This is a genomic window from Thermobifida sp., from assembly GCF_017577275.1.
GTDB classification, from domain to species: Bacteria; Actinomycetota; Actinomycetes; order Streptosporangiales; family Streptosporangiaceae; genus Thermobifida; species Thermobifida fusca.
The window spans coordinates 111,172-126,274 of sequence record NZ_PITY01000022.1; the positions used below are offsets into that span (position 1 = coordinate 111,172).

Consider the following 15,103-nt stretch of genomic DNA (forward strand, 5'->3'; position numbering starts at 1 on the left):
GCAGCGGCATGATCGGAGCTGTCCGGTGCAGGGGATCATGAGGCAGCCTCCGACGGCTCCGTTCTCCGGATTCGCCACACCATTGAACGGGCCGCCGGAGTCCGTCTATGCGAGTGGGCCGGCCACCTCTGTCGAGGGACCGGCCCAGGCCCCACGTGGAGTTAGTCCAAGTAGTCGCGCAGCACCTGGGAACGGGACGGGTGGCGCAGCTTGGACATGGTCTTGGACTCGATCTGGCGGATCCGCTCCCGGGTCACGCCGTAGACCTTGCCGATCTCGTCCAAAGTCTTGGGCTGGCCGTCGGTGAGCCCGAAGCGCATCGACACCACGCCTGCTTCCCGCTCGGACAGGGTGTCGAGCACCGAGTGCAGCTGCTCCTGCAGCAGGGTGAAGCTGACCGCCTCGCCCGGCTGGATCGCCTCGGAGTCCTCGATCAGGTCGCCGAACTCGCTGTCGCCGTCCTCGCCGAGCGGGGTGTGCAAGGAAATCGGCTCGCGCCCGTACTTCTGGACTTCGACAACTTTCTCCGGGGTCATGTCGAGCTCCTTGGCGAGCTCCTCCGGAGTCGGTTCGCGTCCCAGGTCCTGCAGCATCTGGCGCTGGACCCGGGCAAGCTTGTTGATGACCTCCACCATGTGCACCGGGATACGGATCGTCCGGGCCTGGTCGGCCATCGCGCGGGTAATGGCCTGCCGGATCCACCAGGTTGCGTAGGTGGAGAACTTGTAGCCCTTGGTGTAGTCGAACTTCTCGACCGCCCGGATGAGGCCGAGGTTGCCTTCCTGGATCAGGTCGAGGAAGAGCATGCCGCGGCCGGTGTAGCGCTTGGCCAAGGACACCACCAGGCGCAGGTTCGCCTCCAGCAGGTGCTTCTTGGCGCGCTTGCCGTCTTCAGCGATCCACTCCAGCTCCTCCCGTTCCTCCGGGGTGAGCTCGTGGCCCTTCTTGGAGAGCTTCTCCTCAGCGAACAGACCGGCCTCGATCCGCTTGGCGAGCTCCACCTCCTGCTCCGCGTTGAGGAGGGGAACCTTGCCGATCTGCTTGAGGTAGTCCTTCACCGGGTCAGCGGTTGCTCCCGCCGCGACGACCTGCGCTGCCGGCGCGTCATCGTCGTCGTCGTAGAGGACGAAGGAGTCATCGTCGTCGGCGTCCGCTTTCTCGGGGAGGTCCCGGCTCCGCTTCGCCGGAGTGGTCTCCTCAAGCTCGACGACCTCGTCGTCGGTGTCGTCCACCAGTTCCAGGTCGGCGCCGGTCTCCTCGAAGTTGTCCTCGAGGAGGTCGGTCGCCTCCAAGCCGAGCTCCTCTTCGACCGCGGGGGTGGCCGCTGTCGCAGCCGTCTTCTTCTTGGTCGCGGTCTTGGCGGTCTTCTTCGTGGTCGACTTGGTCGTGGTCTTCTTGGCCGTGCTGCGCTTGGCGGTCGTCTTGGATTTCGTGCTGGCGGCCTTGGTCGTGCGTTTCTTGGACGCTGTGGTGGTCTCCTCCGCGTCTTCCGTGCTCTTCTTCACGGCAGTCGCGGCCTCGGGCTTCTCTTGGGCTGCCGCCGTGCGTTTGGCCCGAGTGGTGCTGGTTTGAGCCGCCGCCCGAGAGGCGGAGGTTGTCTTACGCCGGGTGGACTTGCGTCGAGGCGGTGCGGACTCAGCCGCGTTCACGATGAGGGTGACGCCTTCTTTGGTCAGGGTGCGGAGCACAGCCTGAGCCTGCGACATCGGGATCTCGGCCTCTTCAAAGGCACGGCGCACGTCCTCGGGCTCAAGGTACCCCTGGGACCGCCCACGCTCGATCAGCTGCTGGATGACTGGCTCTTGCAGCGCCTCCGGCTGCTGCTTAGAGCGGGTCGAACTGGCAGGTGACACAAACACCTCTCGAACGGACGTGTGGCGAGACTGTTGGACTCGACGATCCGGTGAGTCGGGGGGACGGTGTCCAGCTCCCGGCTCGGTCCCGATTCCCCCACTCGCGGGAGGCCCACCGTAGTACTGGGCCGCTGTGCCTTCTCTAGCGTTTCGACACATCAGCCAAGTAAGATTCTTTCCACCGCGGACCTGGCTGGTACGCGGTTGAAAGGTCCGGTGGTCGGGTTCGGATCAACCCCGCTTGACGCGGGGACTACTTGTGGATCTTTTGCTCCCACCTTAGGCGGGCGGACGGGTAGTTCGCCGCTGGCTGCTCGCGCGACCCGATCTCACGTTGCGGGGACGTGGACGGCAAGCAAGGTTACGTCATCATCCTGGTCATGCCCCGCAAGCATCCTTTCCACAAGGTACTTCAGGATTTTCTGTGGATCGCCCACCACCTCCGCCGGTGCTCGGGAAGCTGCGGTGACGAGTTCTTCGAGACCCGCTCCTGCAGCACGCTTGCGGTTCTCTACTAGTCCATCGGAGTAGAGGACCATGGTGTTACCGGGTGGGACAAAAAATTTGTGCTGTTCTCTCGGCAAAGGAATACCGAGCGGGGTCGACGGCTCGGTTTCCAGGAGCCGAGGCTCCCCTTCTTCTGGGATCAGTAGCGGGGGCAGGTGCCCGGCGTTGGCGAGGGTACCGTGGCCGCTTTCCGGGTCCAGCACGAAGTAGATCAGAGTTGTAATCTGATCGTTGCTCTCAGTCGCGGCGAACAGGTTGTCGAGACCGGTGAGGACGTCCGCGGGCTCGGGCATGCTGAACGCCAAGGCGCGCAGCGCATTACGCACCCGGCTCATCCCTGTCGCCGCTTTGATCCCTTTGCCCATGACGTCGCCGAGCACGCCGGCCACCCGGCCGTCGGTCAGCCGGAACGCGTCGTACCAGTCCCCACCCACCTGCACGTATTTGGTTCCGGGGTTGTAGAGCTTCCCCAACCGGATTCCGCGTACTTCGGGGAGTTCTTCGGGGAGCAGGCTCTTCTGCAGGGCCTCGGCCGTGTTGTGCTCCCGCTCATACAGGGCGGCGCGTTCCAAGGCCAGCGCGCACTGCCCCGCAAGCGCTTCCAGGAACGTCCGTTCCTCTTCGGAGATCTCCCGGGGCTCCCGGAAAGAGAAGCGCAGCGCGCCGATCGGGCGGCCCGCGCTCATCATGGGCAGGGCGATCCAGGCCCGCTCGTCGGTGTGCTCCAGGTAGGTGAGCGTGTTCTCGTGGTCTTTCATGACCTCCCGCAGCGCCTCCGGCGACCCCGCGATGATGGTGCGGCTTTCGCGGACCGCCAGGGTCATCATGCTGAGGTCTTCGAGCCGCATCTCGCGGGGCGGCGCTCCGGGCACGTCCGGGATGCCGTCGTCGTTGAGAAGCTGCAGTTTGAGCCGTTCCGGGGTGAGCTGGGCCACCGCGGTGCGGTACACCCCGACCGCGGAACTGCCGATCTCGGTCATCACGTTGACCACTTGATCGACGGTGAGCGCCTCGGCGAGGTCGGCTGTGGCCTTCTGCAACCGGGCCGTCCGCATCGCCGCCTTCTGCAGCTGCTGGGTGAGGAGCTGCCGCACCTCATCGGTGGCGGTGACGTCGACGTGCGTGCCGACCCACTCCACGACCTGGTTGTCGCGGGTCAGGGGGACTGCGCGAGTGCGGTAGTGCCGGTACTCGCCGCTGTGGTGGCGGACCCGGAAGTTCTCTTCGAAGACCGTCCCGTCTTCAACGGCGTCTTCCCATGCGAGCTGGACGCGCTCGCGGTCGTCGGGGTGTACCGCGGCCAGCCAGCCTTCGGCGAGGTACTCCTCTACCGACTGGCCGGTGAGGGCGCGCCATTCCGGACAGTCTTCGTCGACTCGGCCGTCGCGGGCGGCGGCCCAGACAATCTGGTTGCTCGCCTGCATCAGGGCGCGGTAGCGCTCTTCGCTGCGCCGTAGCGCCAACTCCGCCTTATGGCGTTCGCTGATGTCGACCGCGATCAGCGCCACCCCGGTGATCTTCCCCTCGTCGTAGGCGGGGAACCAGGACAGCGCCCAGTGGCGTTCCTCGTCGGGGTTTCTGGGGGTGCCACCGATGAGATGGTGGTCGCTGTAGACCACTGATTCACCAGCCAGCACCGCGGAAAGGGCCCGCTTGTGCTCTGCAGCGTCCGGCGGAGGAAGGACGTCGTCCGGCGTGCGGCCGTAGCATTCGTCGGCCGACCGCCCGTAAATAGTGGCCAGGGTACGGTTGACGCGCTGGAAGCAAAAGTCCGGGGTGAAGAAGGCGAAACCGATGGGCGCCTCTTTGAGAAGCGTGTCCAGGAGTGCGGAGTCAACGGGGTGCATAGGGGAAACTCGGAGAAACGGGACGGACGTCTCGGTGCTCATCGGTGACACCTCCGGGACCCTTTCCCCGTGATCAGAATAGATCTGAGGGCTGCGGGAAGCGGCTGGTACGGTGCTCGGCCATCCCTATTGAGAATAGGGGGTATGTCCCGTCGGGCGGGACCGCGAACGGTGCCCACAGCGACCACTCCCTCCCCGCACGGTCCGCCGGAAAAACAGGAAACCCCAGTTCTGGAAACCGTACCTCACCGCAATTTCGCCTGTCACCGCACCGCCTCAGCATAGGACACGACGGTTTGATCCCCCGGTCTAGCCAAAGGGCGCAGCCCGCGACAATAGCGGAGAGTAAACAATATACGTTACCCTAATGATATCCGGAGGATCTCGCCGTTTCGGTCGTCCTTTTTAGGGAAACCCCGCTGTTCTCCGTGGTAGACCTTTGGCTTTCGCCGCAGCTTTGCGAAGCAGCGCTGACCGAAATAAGGTTTAGGGTTCTTCTCCCCCACGCTTCCCGGGTCCCCCTCGAGTCCCCGCTTTTCCCTCCGCCCCCACGGAACGTCACAGCTCCGGTGAGCTGAGTGTCGGATTTCCAGCGGTCAATCCCCGCATAACAGATATAGCGCAACAAACTTCCCAAATCACCCCAAACTTGGGCAAGGTCCAGGCAGGAGGGCTTGACAGGCTGCTCCGACGTTGTGGAATGGAATCGGCCACCGTTTCCGCCGACGTCACGAGGGGGCGTGAATGCTCAGGATCGACCAGCACACGGACATGCAGCACGTCACAGCCCGACTACGTAACGAATTCCACACCCTGCCGCACCGCTCGGTGGAACGCTGTGTCACCGACACCTGGCACTGCGCCCGGCACCTCGGGTTCGAGGCCACGCCCAGCCTGGTCGAACGCGTCGCTCGAGAGCACCTGCGTGCCCTCGTCGAATCCGCACCTCCGTCCGCGTCCCCATCCGCTGCCGATACCGGCCTGCTAGATTGATCCTGATCGGACCTCCCGCGCTCTGCTGATACCACGCGACTAGGCCGAAACCATTCCCAGCCCTTTCCCTGTCCTTGTCATACCCTCGTTGAGTGTCGAATCCGCCCTCTTCCTCCCGCTCTGCTGCCGTTCCACCGCCCGACGAGGTGTTCGCGGAACTCCTCCGCGGCGCCCGGGCGCTGCTGACGGTACGTCATCCCCTTGATGCAGAGATCACTGTCAGTGAGCTACTGAGCACCTGGCAGGAAATGCGGACCCGGGACATCGACCCGGACCTCATCATCGGCGAGGGCCTGCTCGACTACGCTCGCCGTGCCGCCACCCCGGCTGCCCTGGCCCTGCTCACCGGGGTCTCCACCATCGGGGTGTCCGCTCGGCACCGGCTGATCGCCCGGCGCGGCGCCCGAGAGCTCGCTGCCCGCGGCATCGCCAGCCCGCACTGGGTCACCTCACCCGCCACGGTCCGACCTATCAAGGCCTACGTGTCCCGCTCCCTCTTCGGCGACGCGGACGAACTCATCTGCGTCTACCGCCACGAAACCGAGGAAGGCGCACCGTCCGGGGAGCACGCGCTGGTCACCACCATCGACCACAACCTGGGAGGCGTGCTGCGCGATGCGTGGGTGAGCACCAAGGTCGACCAGTTGCTCCGCCACGGCGCCGACCAGGCAGCCCGAGACCCCATGATGTCCTTCACCTCGGTCTCCCTGGGGCGCGCCCACACCCTGCTCACGTCGGCGATCGACCGGACTGCCCGCCTCGTGGCCGCGACCGCCGCCGACTCCCCCGCTTTCCGGCCCAGCCGCTCGGTCACCCAGCTTCTCGGGTTCATTCGGGCGCGCGCCCGCATCCTGCCGCCCGAACCGCCCAGCCGCGCCGTGTCGTGGCGGCGCGACCGACGCGCCACCCTCGCCGCGCGCTTCCTCGCTTCCGATGCTGCGGCCGACCTGTCCGACAGTTACGCTGCGGGACGCTGCGCGGAGCACATCATCGACTACGGCTGCGACGCCGACTTCGGCCGCCCCATGCGGGTCAGCCCGCAGAAAGTCGAGGCTTTTCTGCTGGAATGGCTGCCGCGCCGCGTGCTGCTGCTGCCGGAGGAACAGGAAGCCATGCCGCATGTCCTAGCAGCGTGGGTCCGCTGGGCCGGCCCCTTCCAAGGACTCCCGGAAGTGGCGGTCCACGCCACGGTCGACGCGGTATGGGAGGCGACAGCCGCGTTCTCCCGGTCGTACTGGGACCCTTCGTCCACGTTCGGACTGCGCCGCGAAGTGCTCAACCGGCTCCTGCCCGACGGGGACCTCTCCGCCCTACCCCGCCGCATGTTCGCCTTCCCGCTGGTGACCGAGTTGGCCCACGACGAGTTCGACCCAACGACCCGGTCCGGACGGCGGGCACTGCTGCGGCTCGACCACTTCGGCTCCTACGACCCGCCCCAGAAGCCGCGCGGACGGCACAGCGGGGCCCCCAAGGAGCCGTACCGGCCTCTCGACCGGTTGGACGAGGAAGCACTTGACGCGCATGAAGAGCTCGCCGACCGGCTGTGGCGCGGGGACCCGCCCAACCTGTGGTCCGCGGCGCAGCGGCTGCTCGACCGCGGGCTTTCGCGGTCCGAAGTCCTGGACACGCTGCTCGTCGCGCTGAGCGGGGCCGATGATGAAGCCGCGCTCGTCAAAATCCTCGACGAACTCTAGCCCGGCGGTCCACGGCCTCTTCCGGGGGCACGGACCGCCCTTCGGGGAGCGGGCAGTCCGCCCGCTCCCCGGCAGTTACTGCGCGGCTCCGCCGAAGAGGCGTGGAATCTGCTCGCTGGCTTCCTTGACGTCTTTGACGGTGTCCACTCCTCGCCAAAAACCGTCGATCCGGTAGCCGTAGAGCCGCCCCTGCTTGGCTAGCTCCGGGAACGTGCTGGACTCGTGGTCACCCTTGACCGGCAGCAGCTCAGTGGCCTCCGGCTCGAAAATGTAGACGCCGGCATTGATCCAGAACGGCAGCAGCGGGCTTTGGGTGAACCCTTCGATCAGGCCGCTGTCGGTGACGTCCACAATCCCCCAGCTCGTGCGGTACTGCGCCAGGGCGAGCGTGATGAGCCCGCCTTTCTCCCGGTGGTAGGCGGTGAACTCGTCCAGGGGGAACCACGTCAGGATGTCGCCGTTGAGCGCGAAGTAGGGGGACTCGGTGTCGCGGAGCCCGGAGCTCGCGAAACGCAGCGCGCCACCGCGCCCCAACGGCTCGTCTTCCACCAGGATGCTGACTTCAGGATCGGTCCGCCCTGAGAGGTGCTCCCGCAACACCTCCGCCTTGTAGCCGCAGGAGACCACGACATGCTCGACACCGTGCCGGGCTAGCCATTCCAGTTGGTAGTCGATGATCGGCCGACCGGCGACCTCGACCATGGCCTTGGGACGGGTGTCGGTGTAGGGCCGCAACCGGGTCGCCTGCCCCCCGGCGAGAATGACGGCCTGTCGGATAGGTTCGCTGGAACGACTCATGAGCGGACCATAGCAGGGGCCGCCCGATCTTCCGGAAGTGTGCAGTCCGTTGCGGCGGCCCCACTGTTCACCGCTGGGTCAGCTCTGTGTAGGCGGCGCGCAGGTCGGCGCTGGTGATCGTGGTCAGATCGGCGGCACTGGCCCGCTCACCGAGGTTCTCCGCGACCCGCAGGTCGCGGTAGGAGCACGCCTTTTCAAACAGTGACCGGGCGAAGCGGCCGTTGCCGAGCTCGTCGATCCAGCCCGACTCGCACACGTAGCTGAAGACCCGTTCCATGTCCGCGCGGGCCCCTTCGTCGAAGGAATCCCCGGTCTGCGCGGCGGTGCGCTCCGCGATTTCGATGAGTTCCTGAGGCGTATAGCTGGGGAAGGCCACGCGCACCGTGAACCGCGAAGCCAGCCCGGCGTTGCTGTGGAGGAAGCGGTCCATGTCCTCCGGGTAGCCAGCGAGGACGATGACCAGCCGGTCCCGGTCGTCTTCGGCGCGTTTGAGCAGGGTCTGCACTGCTTCAGAGCCGAACGCGTCGCCGCCGCTGTAGCCGGGGTTGACCAGCGAATACGCTTCGTCGATGAACAGTACCCCGCCCAGGGCCCGGTCCACCAGCTGGTTGGTCTTGATCGCGGTCGCACCCAGATGCTCGCCCACCAGGTCGGCGCGGCTCGCCTCCACCACGTCGGCGCGGGTGAGCAGCCCCAGCGCCGCGAACACTCGGCCCAGGATGCGGGCCACCGTGGTCTTCCCGGTGCCTGGGGGGCCGACGAAGACGAAGTGCCGCATCGGAGCTGGGACCCGCAGGCCTTGTCCCTCGCGCAGCCGGGCCATCCGCAGTTGGGCGGCGATGGCGCGGACCTGGCGTTTGACCGGTTCCAGGCCGACCATCGCGTCGAGCTCCGCGAGCGCCTCGGTGATGTCGGGGGGCGGAGTGAAACCGGGGAGCCTCGCAGTGAGGGCCTCGTAAGCGGCGACAATGTCGGCGGCCCGCACCGTCACCAGTTCTTCCGGGTCGGGACGCTTCCCGGAAGACTCCCGGGCGACGACCCGCACATCGCGGGCCTCGGCAGCCTTCTCCACCAGGGAGCGGGCGAACCGGCCGTTGCCCAGTTCGTCGACCACTCCGCGTTGGACGACCTGCTCCATCCGTTCCGCTAGTTCCGCGGCGGCGGCCTCGTCGAGCCGGTCGCCGCGGCGGGCGAAGAAGGACTCAGCGATGCGGCGCAGTTCGTCCGCGGTGTAGCTGGGGAAACTGATGCGGGTGGCGAACCGGGAGGCGAGTCCCGGGTTGGAGGCGAGGAAGCGGTCCATCTCCGCCTCGTAGCCGGCGAGGATGATGACGAGGCGGTCGCGGTCGTCCTCGGCCCGCTTCAGCAGGGTCTGCACTGCTTCGTTGCCGAACCGGTCGGGCTGGCCGTCCCCCTCGTTGACGAGCGAGTACGCCTCGTCGATGAACAGCACCCCGCCCAGGGCCCGGTCCACGAGTTCGTTGGTTTTGATCGCGGTCGCGCCGAGGTACTCCCCAACCAGGTCGGCGCGGCTCGCTTCAACCACGCGTGCCGTGGGGAGCAGCCCGAAGGAGTGGAAGATCGTGGCGAGGGTGCGCGCAACACTCGTCTTGCCTGTTCCGGGCGGCCCGGAGAACACAAAGTGGCGCAGCGGCCGGTCGACGCTGTATCCCGCGTCGGCCCGCAGCCGGGCCGCTTCGATCGCGGCAGCGATCGCGCGGACCTGCTGTTTGACCGGTTCCAAACCGATCATGCTCTCGAGCTGGGCCAGCGCCTCCGTGACCGGGATCGGTTCTTCTGCGGCGACCTCTCCTTTGCCCGCGCTGCCTTTCCCGCCGCGGGCGCGAGCGCGCTGGGCCGCGGGGACGGCGGGCCCCGCAGCGGCGGCAGCCCTTCCCTCCTGCCGGTAGCGGTCCAGCTCCTTGGTGAGCTGGCGGGCCGCCACCCACCGCCAGAGCAGGGTCACCGCGGCACCCAGCACCATCCCGGCGACCCCCAGGCTTGCGGGAACCGCCGGAATGGTCATATGGGCCAAGGCCAGCCCGAAGCCGACGATCAGTCCGCCGAGCAGGGTCACCAGCGTGGTGTGCCACACCGGGAACGCGGAGATGCGCGCGGCCACGAGCGCCACGGGCAGCGGCAGCAGCGGGATGAGCAGCAGTGCCGGCTGGCCGTGCAGCGGAATCGACATCAGGGTGTGGGCCACCACCGTCCAGCCCACGCAGACCACGGCGGTGGCGAGTGCCCCGGCGGAGTGCATGAACGCGGTGAACAGTGCAAGCAGCAGAACCGTTCCGGTGACTGTCGCCCACACGGAGAGCTGGGTGAGCACCGCGACCACCGCGGCGGCGAGGACAATCCCCAGCCCGGCGAGCAGCCGGGTACGTAACGGGGTCCGGTGGTAGGTGGAACGGAGGCGTTCCAGAGAGGCCGCCCTGGGCCGCTGCGCGGCTCGGGGTTCGATCTGGCGCCCCATGCTGCCCCTTTCGCGATATGCCCTGTGCGCCCTGTTTCAGGGACACTCGTACCGGCTCGCGTTCCATACTGCCGCTTACCGCGCGTGTCGCGTAAGGAGCGCTGCGCGTGTCGCGGACCGGAGCGGGCCGGGCCCTCCTGCGGACGGGCTCAGTCCAGAAGGCTCAACTGGCCGTCCACGGCGCTGTCCCGGACCACGCGCAGATGGCGCCAGCGCGGCAGCCGGTCCAGGTAGGACCAGGACAGCCGGTGGTGGGGGGTGGGCCCGTGTTCGGCCAGCGCTGCGCGGTGGACCGGCGAAGGGTAGCCCGCTCCCGTAGCGAAACCGTAGCCGGGGTACTCGGCGTCCAGCTCGGCCATGAGCGCATCGCGGTGCACTTTGGCGAGGACCGAGGCTGCCGCGACACTGACGCAGGTCAGGTCGGCTTTGACGTGGGTACGCACGGTCCACGGGGCACCGACGTAGTCGTGCTTGCCGTCCACGATGACCGCATCGGGGCGCACCGGCAGGGCGTCGAGCGCCCGGTGGGCAGCCAACCGAAGCGCCTCGGTCATGCCGAGCCGGTCGATTTCCGCGGGCGAGGCCTGGCCGAAGGCGTAGCCGCGGACCCAGGAACGCACCTGTTCGGCCATGGCGGTACGCCGCCGCGGGGTGAGCCGTTTGGAGTCGGTGAGCCCTTCCGGGGGAGGCGAGCCGTCGGTGATCGCCGCGCAGACCAGGACAGGGCCGGCCCAGGCGCCGCGCCCTACCTCGTCAAGCCCGGCGACGACCCGGGCGCCCGCTGCGATGAGCTCCTGTTCCACGTCGTAGGTCGGCGGGGGAATCGTCGCTGATGCCTTCACCATTCGGCCAGAGTAGCGAGATTCCGCACTACTCCGCGGTAGCGCACGTCGGTCTCTCCGCTTCCCCTATTCTGGGAGAGATACGGGCTGCCCCACACGGCCGTCCCTGCGGCCGCTCCCTCGTGGGGTTACCGTGCCCGTTCGCTTGTTTTCCGTTCCACGTGTTCCTTTGTTCTGTTGGGGGCTGCCTCCTCATGTCCGCCGCCACTCCCGAGCCCACTGGACCCGCACCACAGGGTGGACAGCCAGGGACCGGGGAGGAATCGGTCGCCAAACTCATCTCTATTGCGCCTCGGCCGACCCTTGCCCAGCGGATCATCTCCTGGGCGTCGCGTCCCCCGGGGGTGCTGTACCTGCCTAGCTGCGTCATCGTGGCCTTGGTGCTGCTGTACGAGGACAGCGTGCCCGGTGGCCACCTGCCCAGCTTCATCCTGGGCCTCGGCGGGGGTGCGCTGCTCGCCACCATGGGTGCGCTGCGGCTGGGCATCGCGATGACGGTGGCCCGGCCAATGATCCGCTACTACTGGCTGCGCTGGCTCACTCCACCGCTGATCGCCCTCGCCGCTGTGGTGCTCTCCCTCGCGGATGTCCCCTTGCAGGCGCGGGTGGACGCGTCAGCCGACGACCTGCTGCGGCTGCGAGCCACCTCCAACTCTTCCACGGTGCTCCTCCCGGAGGAGCAGTGGACGGGTTTCTACCCGGTGAGTGAGGTCACCGAGCTCGAAGGTGTGACGTTGTTCACTGTGGAGGGTGCCGGGCTGCTGAAGAAGTCGGGGCTGGCCTACAGCCCCAAAGTGCTGCCGACCGACGTGTTCGTGCCCGGTCACGGCAACCGGGTCTACGAGCACATCGGAGGCGAATGGTACTCCTGGACCGAGCACTGACCTCGGCCGCAACCACGTGCGGGGGTGGGCTTCCAGCCCACCCCCGCACTGTCTGTCGTGGCTGTTTTCCGATGGACTACCGATCCTGCTGGCGGTAGTGGGCGATGGCCTCCTGCGCCTGCTGGACCGCGTCCCCTTCCTCGATGCGCGCACCGATGACGGAGCCGAGCCCGCTCGTCCGGCGTTCCGTGATCCCCGGCAGAAGCTGGGCGAGCAGAAGCGTGGACAGCGCGGACGTGTCCCCTGCCCCTGAGCCGGTGCGCACCACTACCGGAGTGGGGGCCTGTTCGGCGAGCTTGGCGCCCACTTCCAGTCGACGCCGGGCCAGCTCGTAGCGGAGCATCGCCTGGTTGTCGCGGTAGGCGGTGGCGAGCCGCCGCTGCGCAGTGGCTTCGTTGATGGCGGCGACCAAGTTGGTCCGGCCCCGCGTCTCGATCTCGTAGCGCACCCGCTGCGCCTCGGTCTCCTGCTCCTCCAGCATCTGCGCCACGTCCTGGCGAGCCCGGTTCAACGCCGCGTTGACCTCGACGATCTTGGCATCCCGGGTCTTCTTGGACCGTTCGATGTCCATCAGGAGCGTGTCGATGCGGCGCTTGCGGATCAGCTCCCACTCCTGCTCGTAGGCGACCATCTCCTTGGCGACCCGCTCCCGGGTGGACAGGTGCTGCTGGTACTGGTCGGGGAGCTGCACGTCGGGGATGTTGCAGCCCATGATCTGCACCCCGTACCGGCTGAGCTGCCGGTTCAGCAGCTCCTGCATGTCCGCGACATCCGAGCCCCGCAGGTCGTGGGCGTTCTCCGTCTGCACCAGGCGGCTGCGTTGGCGGATCGCATCCTGCACTGCGCTGGACAGCACCAGGTCGAAGTTGCTGGCGCCGATGGTGCGGACGAAGGCGGTCGCGTTCGTGATCCGGAACTTCAGGAAGAACTCGATCGACTTGAGCGGAACGTTCTCTTTGGTGGGGCAGGCGAGCACGGGGGCGTTGTAGGGGATTTCGGTGGAGGTGTCCACCACGAAGTCGACGCGGGTCCACGGGTGCCACAGGTAGTGGCGTCCCGGTCCGAGCTCCGCGACGATAGCCCCGAACTTGGTGAGCACCCCCGTGGTGCCCTGTTCGATCTCCACGATGGAGGAGCGCCACCACCACAGCAGGGCGAGGGCGAGCGAGATGATCCCGAAGAACAGGGCGGGGACCGCGATGACCGTCCCGACGATCTCCCCTGCGGCCAGGGCGGCGACCAGCGCGGTCAGGACCAGGTAGATCCCCACCCACACGAAGGTCATCCATTTGAGCCCGCGGCTGTCCCGGGGAATCACGACGGGGACCAGCGCCCCCTGGTCGCCGCCGCGCAGCAGGCGGGCAATGTCACCCCAGGAGGCGAGCGCCTCTTTGATGGTGGAGTTCCCGCGGCTGACCGGCTGACTCATCACTGGCCTCCCCACTGGTCGGAGTCGTAGTGCGCCGTGTGCGGCTCACCGGGGGACGGGCTGCCCCCTGCTTCCCCCTCCGATGCCGGGCTCTGCTCCGCGAGGGTTGCCTCAGTGGCCTGGGGCGTTTCCTGCTCGCCGAGCAGTGCGGCGATCTCGGGTTCGCGGGCAGCGATACGCTCCTGGATTTCGGCGAGCCGGGTACGGAGCGCGGCGATCTCTTCGTCGGAGAAGAGCACCGGGTCCGTGCCGCCGATGAGCTGCTGCGCCACGCGGAGGAAGTCGATGGCTGCGTCGCCGTCGCCGACCTGTACGAGCTGCGGCAGACTGTCCGCCACCGCTTCCAGCTTGTCCAGCAGGTCCTGTTGGAAGCGGTAGTTGAGGATCTCGGGGGCCTCAGCCGCGCTGACCGCGCGGATGTCCAGGGCTTGCGCTTCCAGCAGCGCGGCATTGGCCTGCGCGGTGCTCTCCGCCTCGACGAACCGCTGCCGGGCCAGGGCACGGGCGCGGTTGGTCTCCCGCTCCAAGGCGGTGTCCATCTGCGCCTGGTACTGGGCGATCTCTGCCTGGATCCCGGAGAGGGTCTCGTTGAGGGAGGCGAGCTCCTTGTTGAGGTCTCCCTCGTTCTGCTCTTTGCGGAGCTGGAGCTGGTACTCGTAGGTGTAGGCCTCTTTCGCCACCCGCACCATCTCGGGGGCGGCCAGGTTCATGCGGTACTCCTGGCTGGACGGCTCCGCGTGGGTGATGTTGACACTGGTCAAGCGCACCGCGGGCAGGAACTGCTGGTTGAGCTGCTCCAGCAGGCGGGTGGTGTTCTCCCCGACCAGGTCGTAGATCTTCGCGGCCTCCTGTTCGTAGATGAGGCTGCGGGTCGTCTCACTGATGGCGTTGTTGAGCTTGTCCTGGAAGCCTTGGACCGCGCCCAGGGTGAAGACGAACTCGATGGGGTCTTCAATGCGGAACTGGAGGAACAGGTCGACCGAGGCTTTGACGCCGCTCCTGGTGGGCGCCTCCCGGATCGGGGCGTTGAAGGGGTATTCCCGGGTCGTGTTGATGATGTAGGACACCCGCTTCCACGGGTTGAGCAGGGTGACCCGGCCAGGACCGACGACCTGCTCCAGCTTCCCGAACTTGCTGATCAGCGCGACGCAGCCGTCGGGCACCATGACCATGCCCTGCCGCCACCAGCTGAAGGCGCCGATCGCGGCGGTCAGCACCCAGTAGTGGGGACCGAAGAAGATCATGGTGGCGTGCGGCAGCGGCAGGGTGACGAGGCTGCCCACCAGTCCTAGCATCACGAGCAGGATCACTGGGAGCAGGGCTCGCGCGGTGCGGCCGCGCGGGATCACCATGGGGCAGATGACGTGGACGGGTCCCTCGGGGCCGCGCTCGTAGCGGCTGCGGTTGAGTGCCTCGCCCGCGTTGGCTAGAGACGTGGTCTGCTGTTCGATCCGGGTGCCCACGGAAGCGTTCTGGTCGCGTGCGGCCAGGAAGTCCGCGGGGTCGAGTCCATACTGCTCAGCTGCCTGGTCGACAGCGTCGCTGAGCACCTGGCGCGGATCGCCTCCTTGGGCGATCGCGCTTGCTGCCCCGCGCACGGCTTGCGCAAAGGACATAGGCGAGGACTCCTCTCCATTGATGTTGAGGACATACTGTCCAGACGCGGTGGACACTCGTCTGGTTCCGATTCCTCCGCGGTCCCGGCATCCTTTCACAGGGATACGGACTTCCGAGTAACAAGAGAGCAACCGTCCCAAAATGCGCGAGGGCGGCCGGGTGG

General features: G+C 67.3%; 10 protein-coding genes. 3 read left to right on the top strand and 7 right to left on the bottom strand.

Going from position 1 to position 15,103, the window contains the following annotated elements:
* Positions 1-161 precede the first annotated feature (161 nt).
* Together CW348_RS10490 and CW348_RS10495 are read right to left on the bottom strand one after the other, a co-directional pair.
* Complete coding sequence (locus CW348_RS10490) at positions 162-1,853, bottom strand: RNA polymerase sigma factor (RefSeq protein WP_016188988.1); 1,692 nt, start codon at positions 1,851-1,853, stop codon at positions 162-164.
* 329 nt (positions 1,854-2,182) lie between these two features.
* Complete coding sequence (locus tag CW348_RS10495; RefSeq protein ID WP_011292563.1) at positions 2,183-4,249, bottom strand: SpoIIE family protein phosphatase; 2,067 nt, start codon at positions 4,247-4,249, stop codon at positions 2,183-2,185.
* Between the two features lie 702 nt (positions 4,250-4,951).
* Between CW348_RS10495 and CW348_RS10500 the strand changes: the two genes are divergently transcribed.
* Together CW348_RS10500 and CW348_RS10505 are read left to right on the top strand one after the other, a co-directional pair.
* Positions 4,952-5,200 (top strand): hypothetical protein, encoded by a 249-nt coding sequence (locus CW348_RS10500; protein WP_011292564.1) that lies wholly within the window; start codon positions 4,952-4,954, stop codon positions 5,198-5,200.
* A gap of 92 nt (positions 5,201-5,292) precedes the next feature.
* Positions 5,293-6,894: a hypothetical protein gene (locus CW348_RS10505; RefSeq protein WP_011292565.1), complete on the top strand. Its 1,602-nt coding sequence runs from the start codon at positions 5,293-5,295 to the stop codon at positions 6,892-6,894.
* 75 nt (positions 6,895-6,969) lie between these two features.
* Here the strand turns inward: CW348_RS10505 and CW348_RS10510 are convergent, their stop codons facing one another.
* The 3 genes from CW348_RS10510 to CW348_RS10520 form a co-directional block, all read right to left on the bottom strand.
* Positions 6,970-7,692 (bottom strand): nucleotidyltransferase family protein, encoded by a 723-nt coding sequence (locus CW348_RS10510; protein ID WP_011292566.1) that lies wholly within the window; start codon positions 7,690-7,692, stop codon positions 6,970-6,972.
* A gap of 67 nt (positions 7,693-7,759) precedes the next feature.
* Positions 7,760-10,168 carry an AAA family ATPase gene (locus tag CW348_RS10515; protein WP_287463585.1) on the bottom strand — a complete coding sequence of 803 codons (2,409 nt, stop codon included), beginning with the start codon at positions 10,166-10,168 and terminating at the stop codon, positions 7,760-7,762.
* 149 nt (positions 10,169-10,317) lie between these two features.
* A complete protein-coding gene (locus CW348_RS10520) occupies positions 10,318-11,013 on the bottom strand; it encodes a ribonuclease HII (RefSeq protein WP_011292568.1) in 696 nt (231 codons plus the stop codon).
* 191 nt (positions 11,014-11,204) lie between these two features.
* Here CW348_RS10520 and CW348_RS10525 point away from each other — a divergent pair, with 191 nt between their 5' ends.
* Positions 11,205-11,894, top strand: a complete 690-nt coding sequence (locus tag CW348_RS10525) for a hypothetical protein (RefSeq protein ID WP_038043960.1) — start codon at positions 11,205-11,207, stop codon at positions 11,892-11,894.
* Positions 11,895-11,970: 76 nt separating this feature from the next.
* Here the strand turns inward: CW348_RS10525 and CW348_RS10530 are convergent, their stop codons facing one another.
* A complete protein-coding gene (locus CW348_RS10530) occupies positions 11,971-13,323 on the bottom strand; it encodes an SPFH domain-containing protein (RefSeq protein ID WP_016188992.1) in 1,353 nt (450 codons plus the stop codon).
* Positions 13,323-14,939 carry an SPFH domain-containing protein gene (locus CW348_RS10535; protein ID WP_011292571.1) on the bottom strand — a complete coding sequence of 539 codons (1,617 nt, stop codon included), beginning with the start codon at positions 14,937-14,939 and terminating at the stop codon, positions 13,323-13,325. The genes CW348_RS10530 and CW348_RS10535 overlap by 1 nt, the downstream gene beginning before the upstream one ends.
* Between the last annotated feature and the right edge of the window lie 164 nt (positions 14,940-15,103).

Excerpts from the sequence above, each read along its gene's own strand:
- CW348_RS10495 (WP_011292563.1), bottom strand. The coding sequence starts at position 4,249 with ATGAGCACCGAGACGTCCGTCCCGTTTCTCCGAGTTTCCCCTATGCAC.
- CW348_RS10520 (WP_011292568.1), bottom strand. The coding sequence starts at position 11,013 with ATGGTGAAGGCATCAGCGACGATTCCCCCGCCGACCTACGACGTGGAA.
- CW348_RS10535 (WP_011292571.1), bottom strand. The coding sequence starts at position 14,939 with ATGTCCTTTGCGCAAGCCGTGCGCGGGGCAGCAAGCGCGATCGCCCAA.
- CW348_RS10500 (WP_011292564.1), top strand. The coding sequence starts at position 4,952 with ATGCTCAGGATCGACCAGCACACGGACATGCAGCACGTCACAGCCCGA.
- CW348_RS10510 (WP_011292566.1), bottom strand. The coding sequence starts at position 7,692 with ATGAGTCGTTCCAGCGAACCTATCCGACAGGCCGTCATTCTCGCCGGG.
- CW348_RS10525 (WP_038043960.1), top strand. The coding sequence starts at position 11,205 with ATGTCCGCCGCCACTCCCGAGCCCACTGGACCCGCACCACAGGGTGGA.
- CW348_RS10530 (WP_016188992.1), bottom strand. The coding sequence starts at position 13,323 with ATGAGTCAGCCGGTCAGCCGCGGGAACTCCACCATCAAAGAGGCGCTC.
- CW348_RS10515 (WP_287463585.1), bottom strand. The coding sequence starts at position 10,168 with ATGGGGCGCCAGATCGAACCCCGAGCCGCGCAGCGGCCCAGGGCGGCC.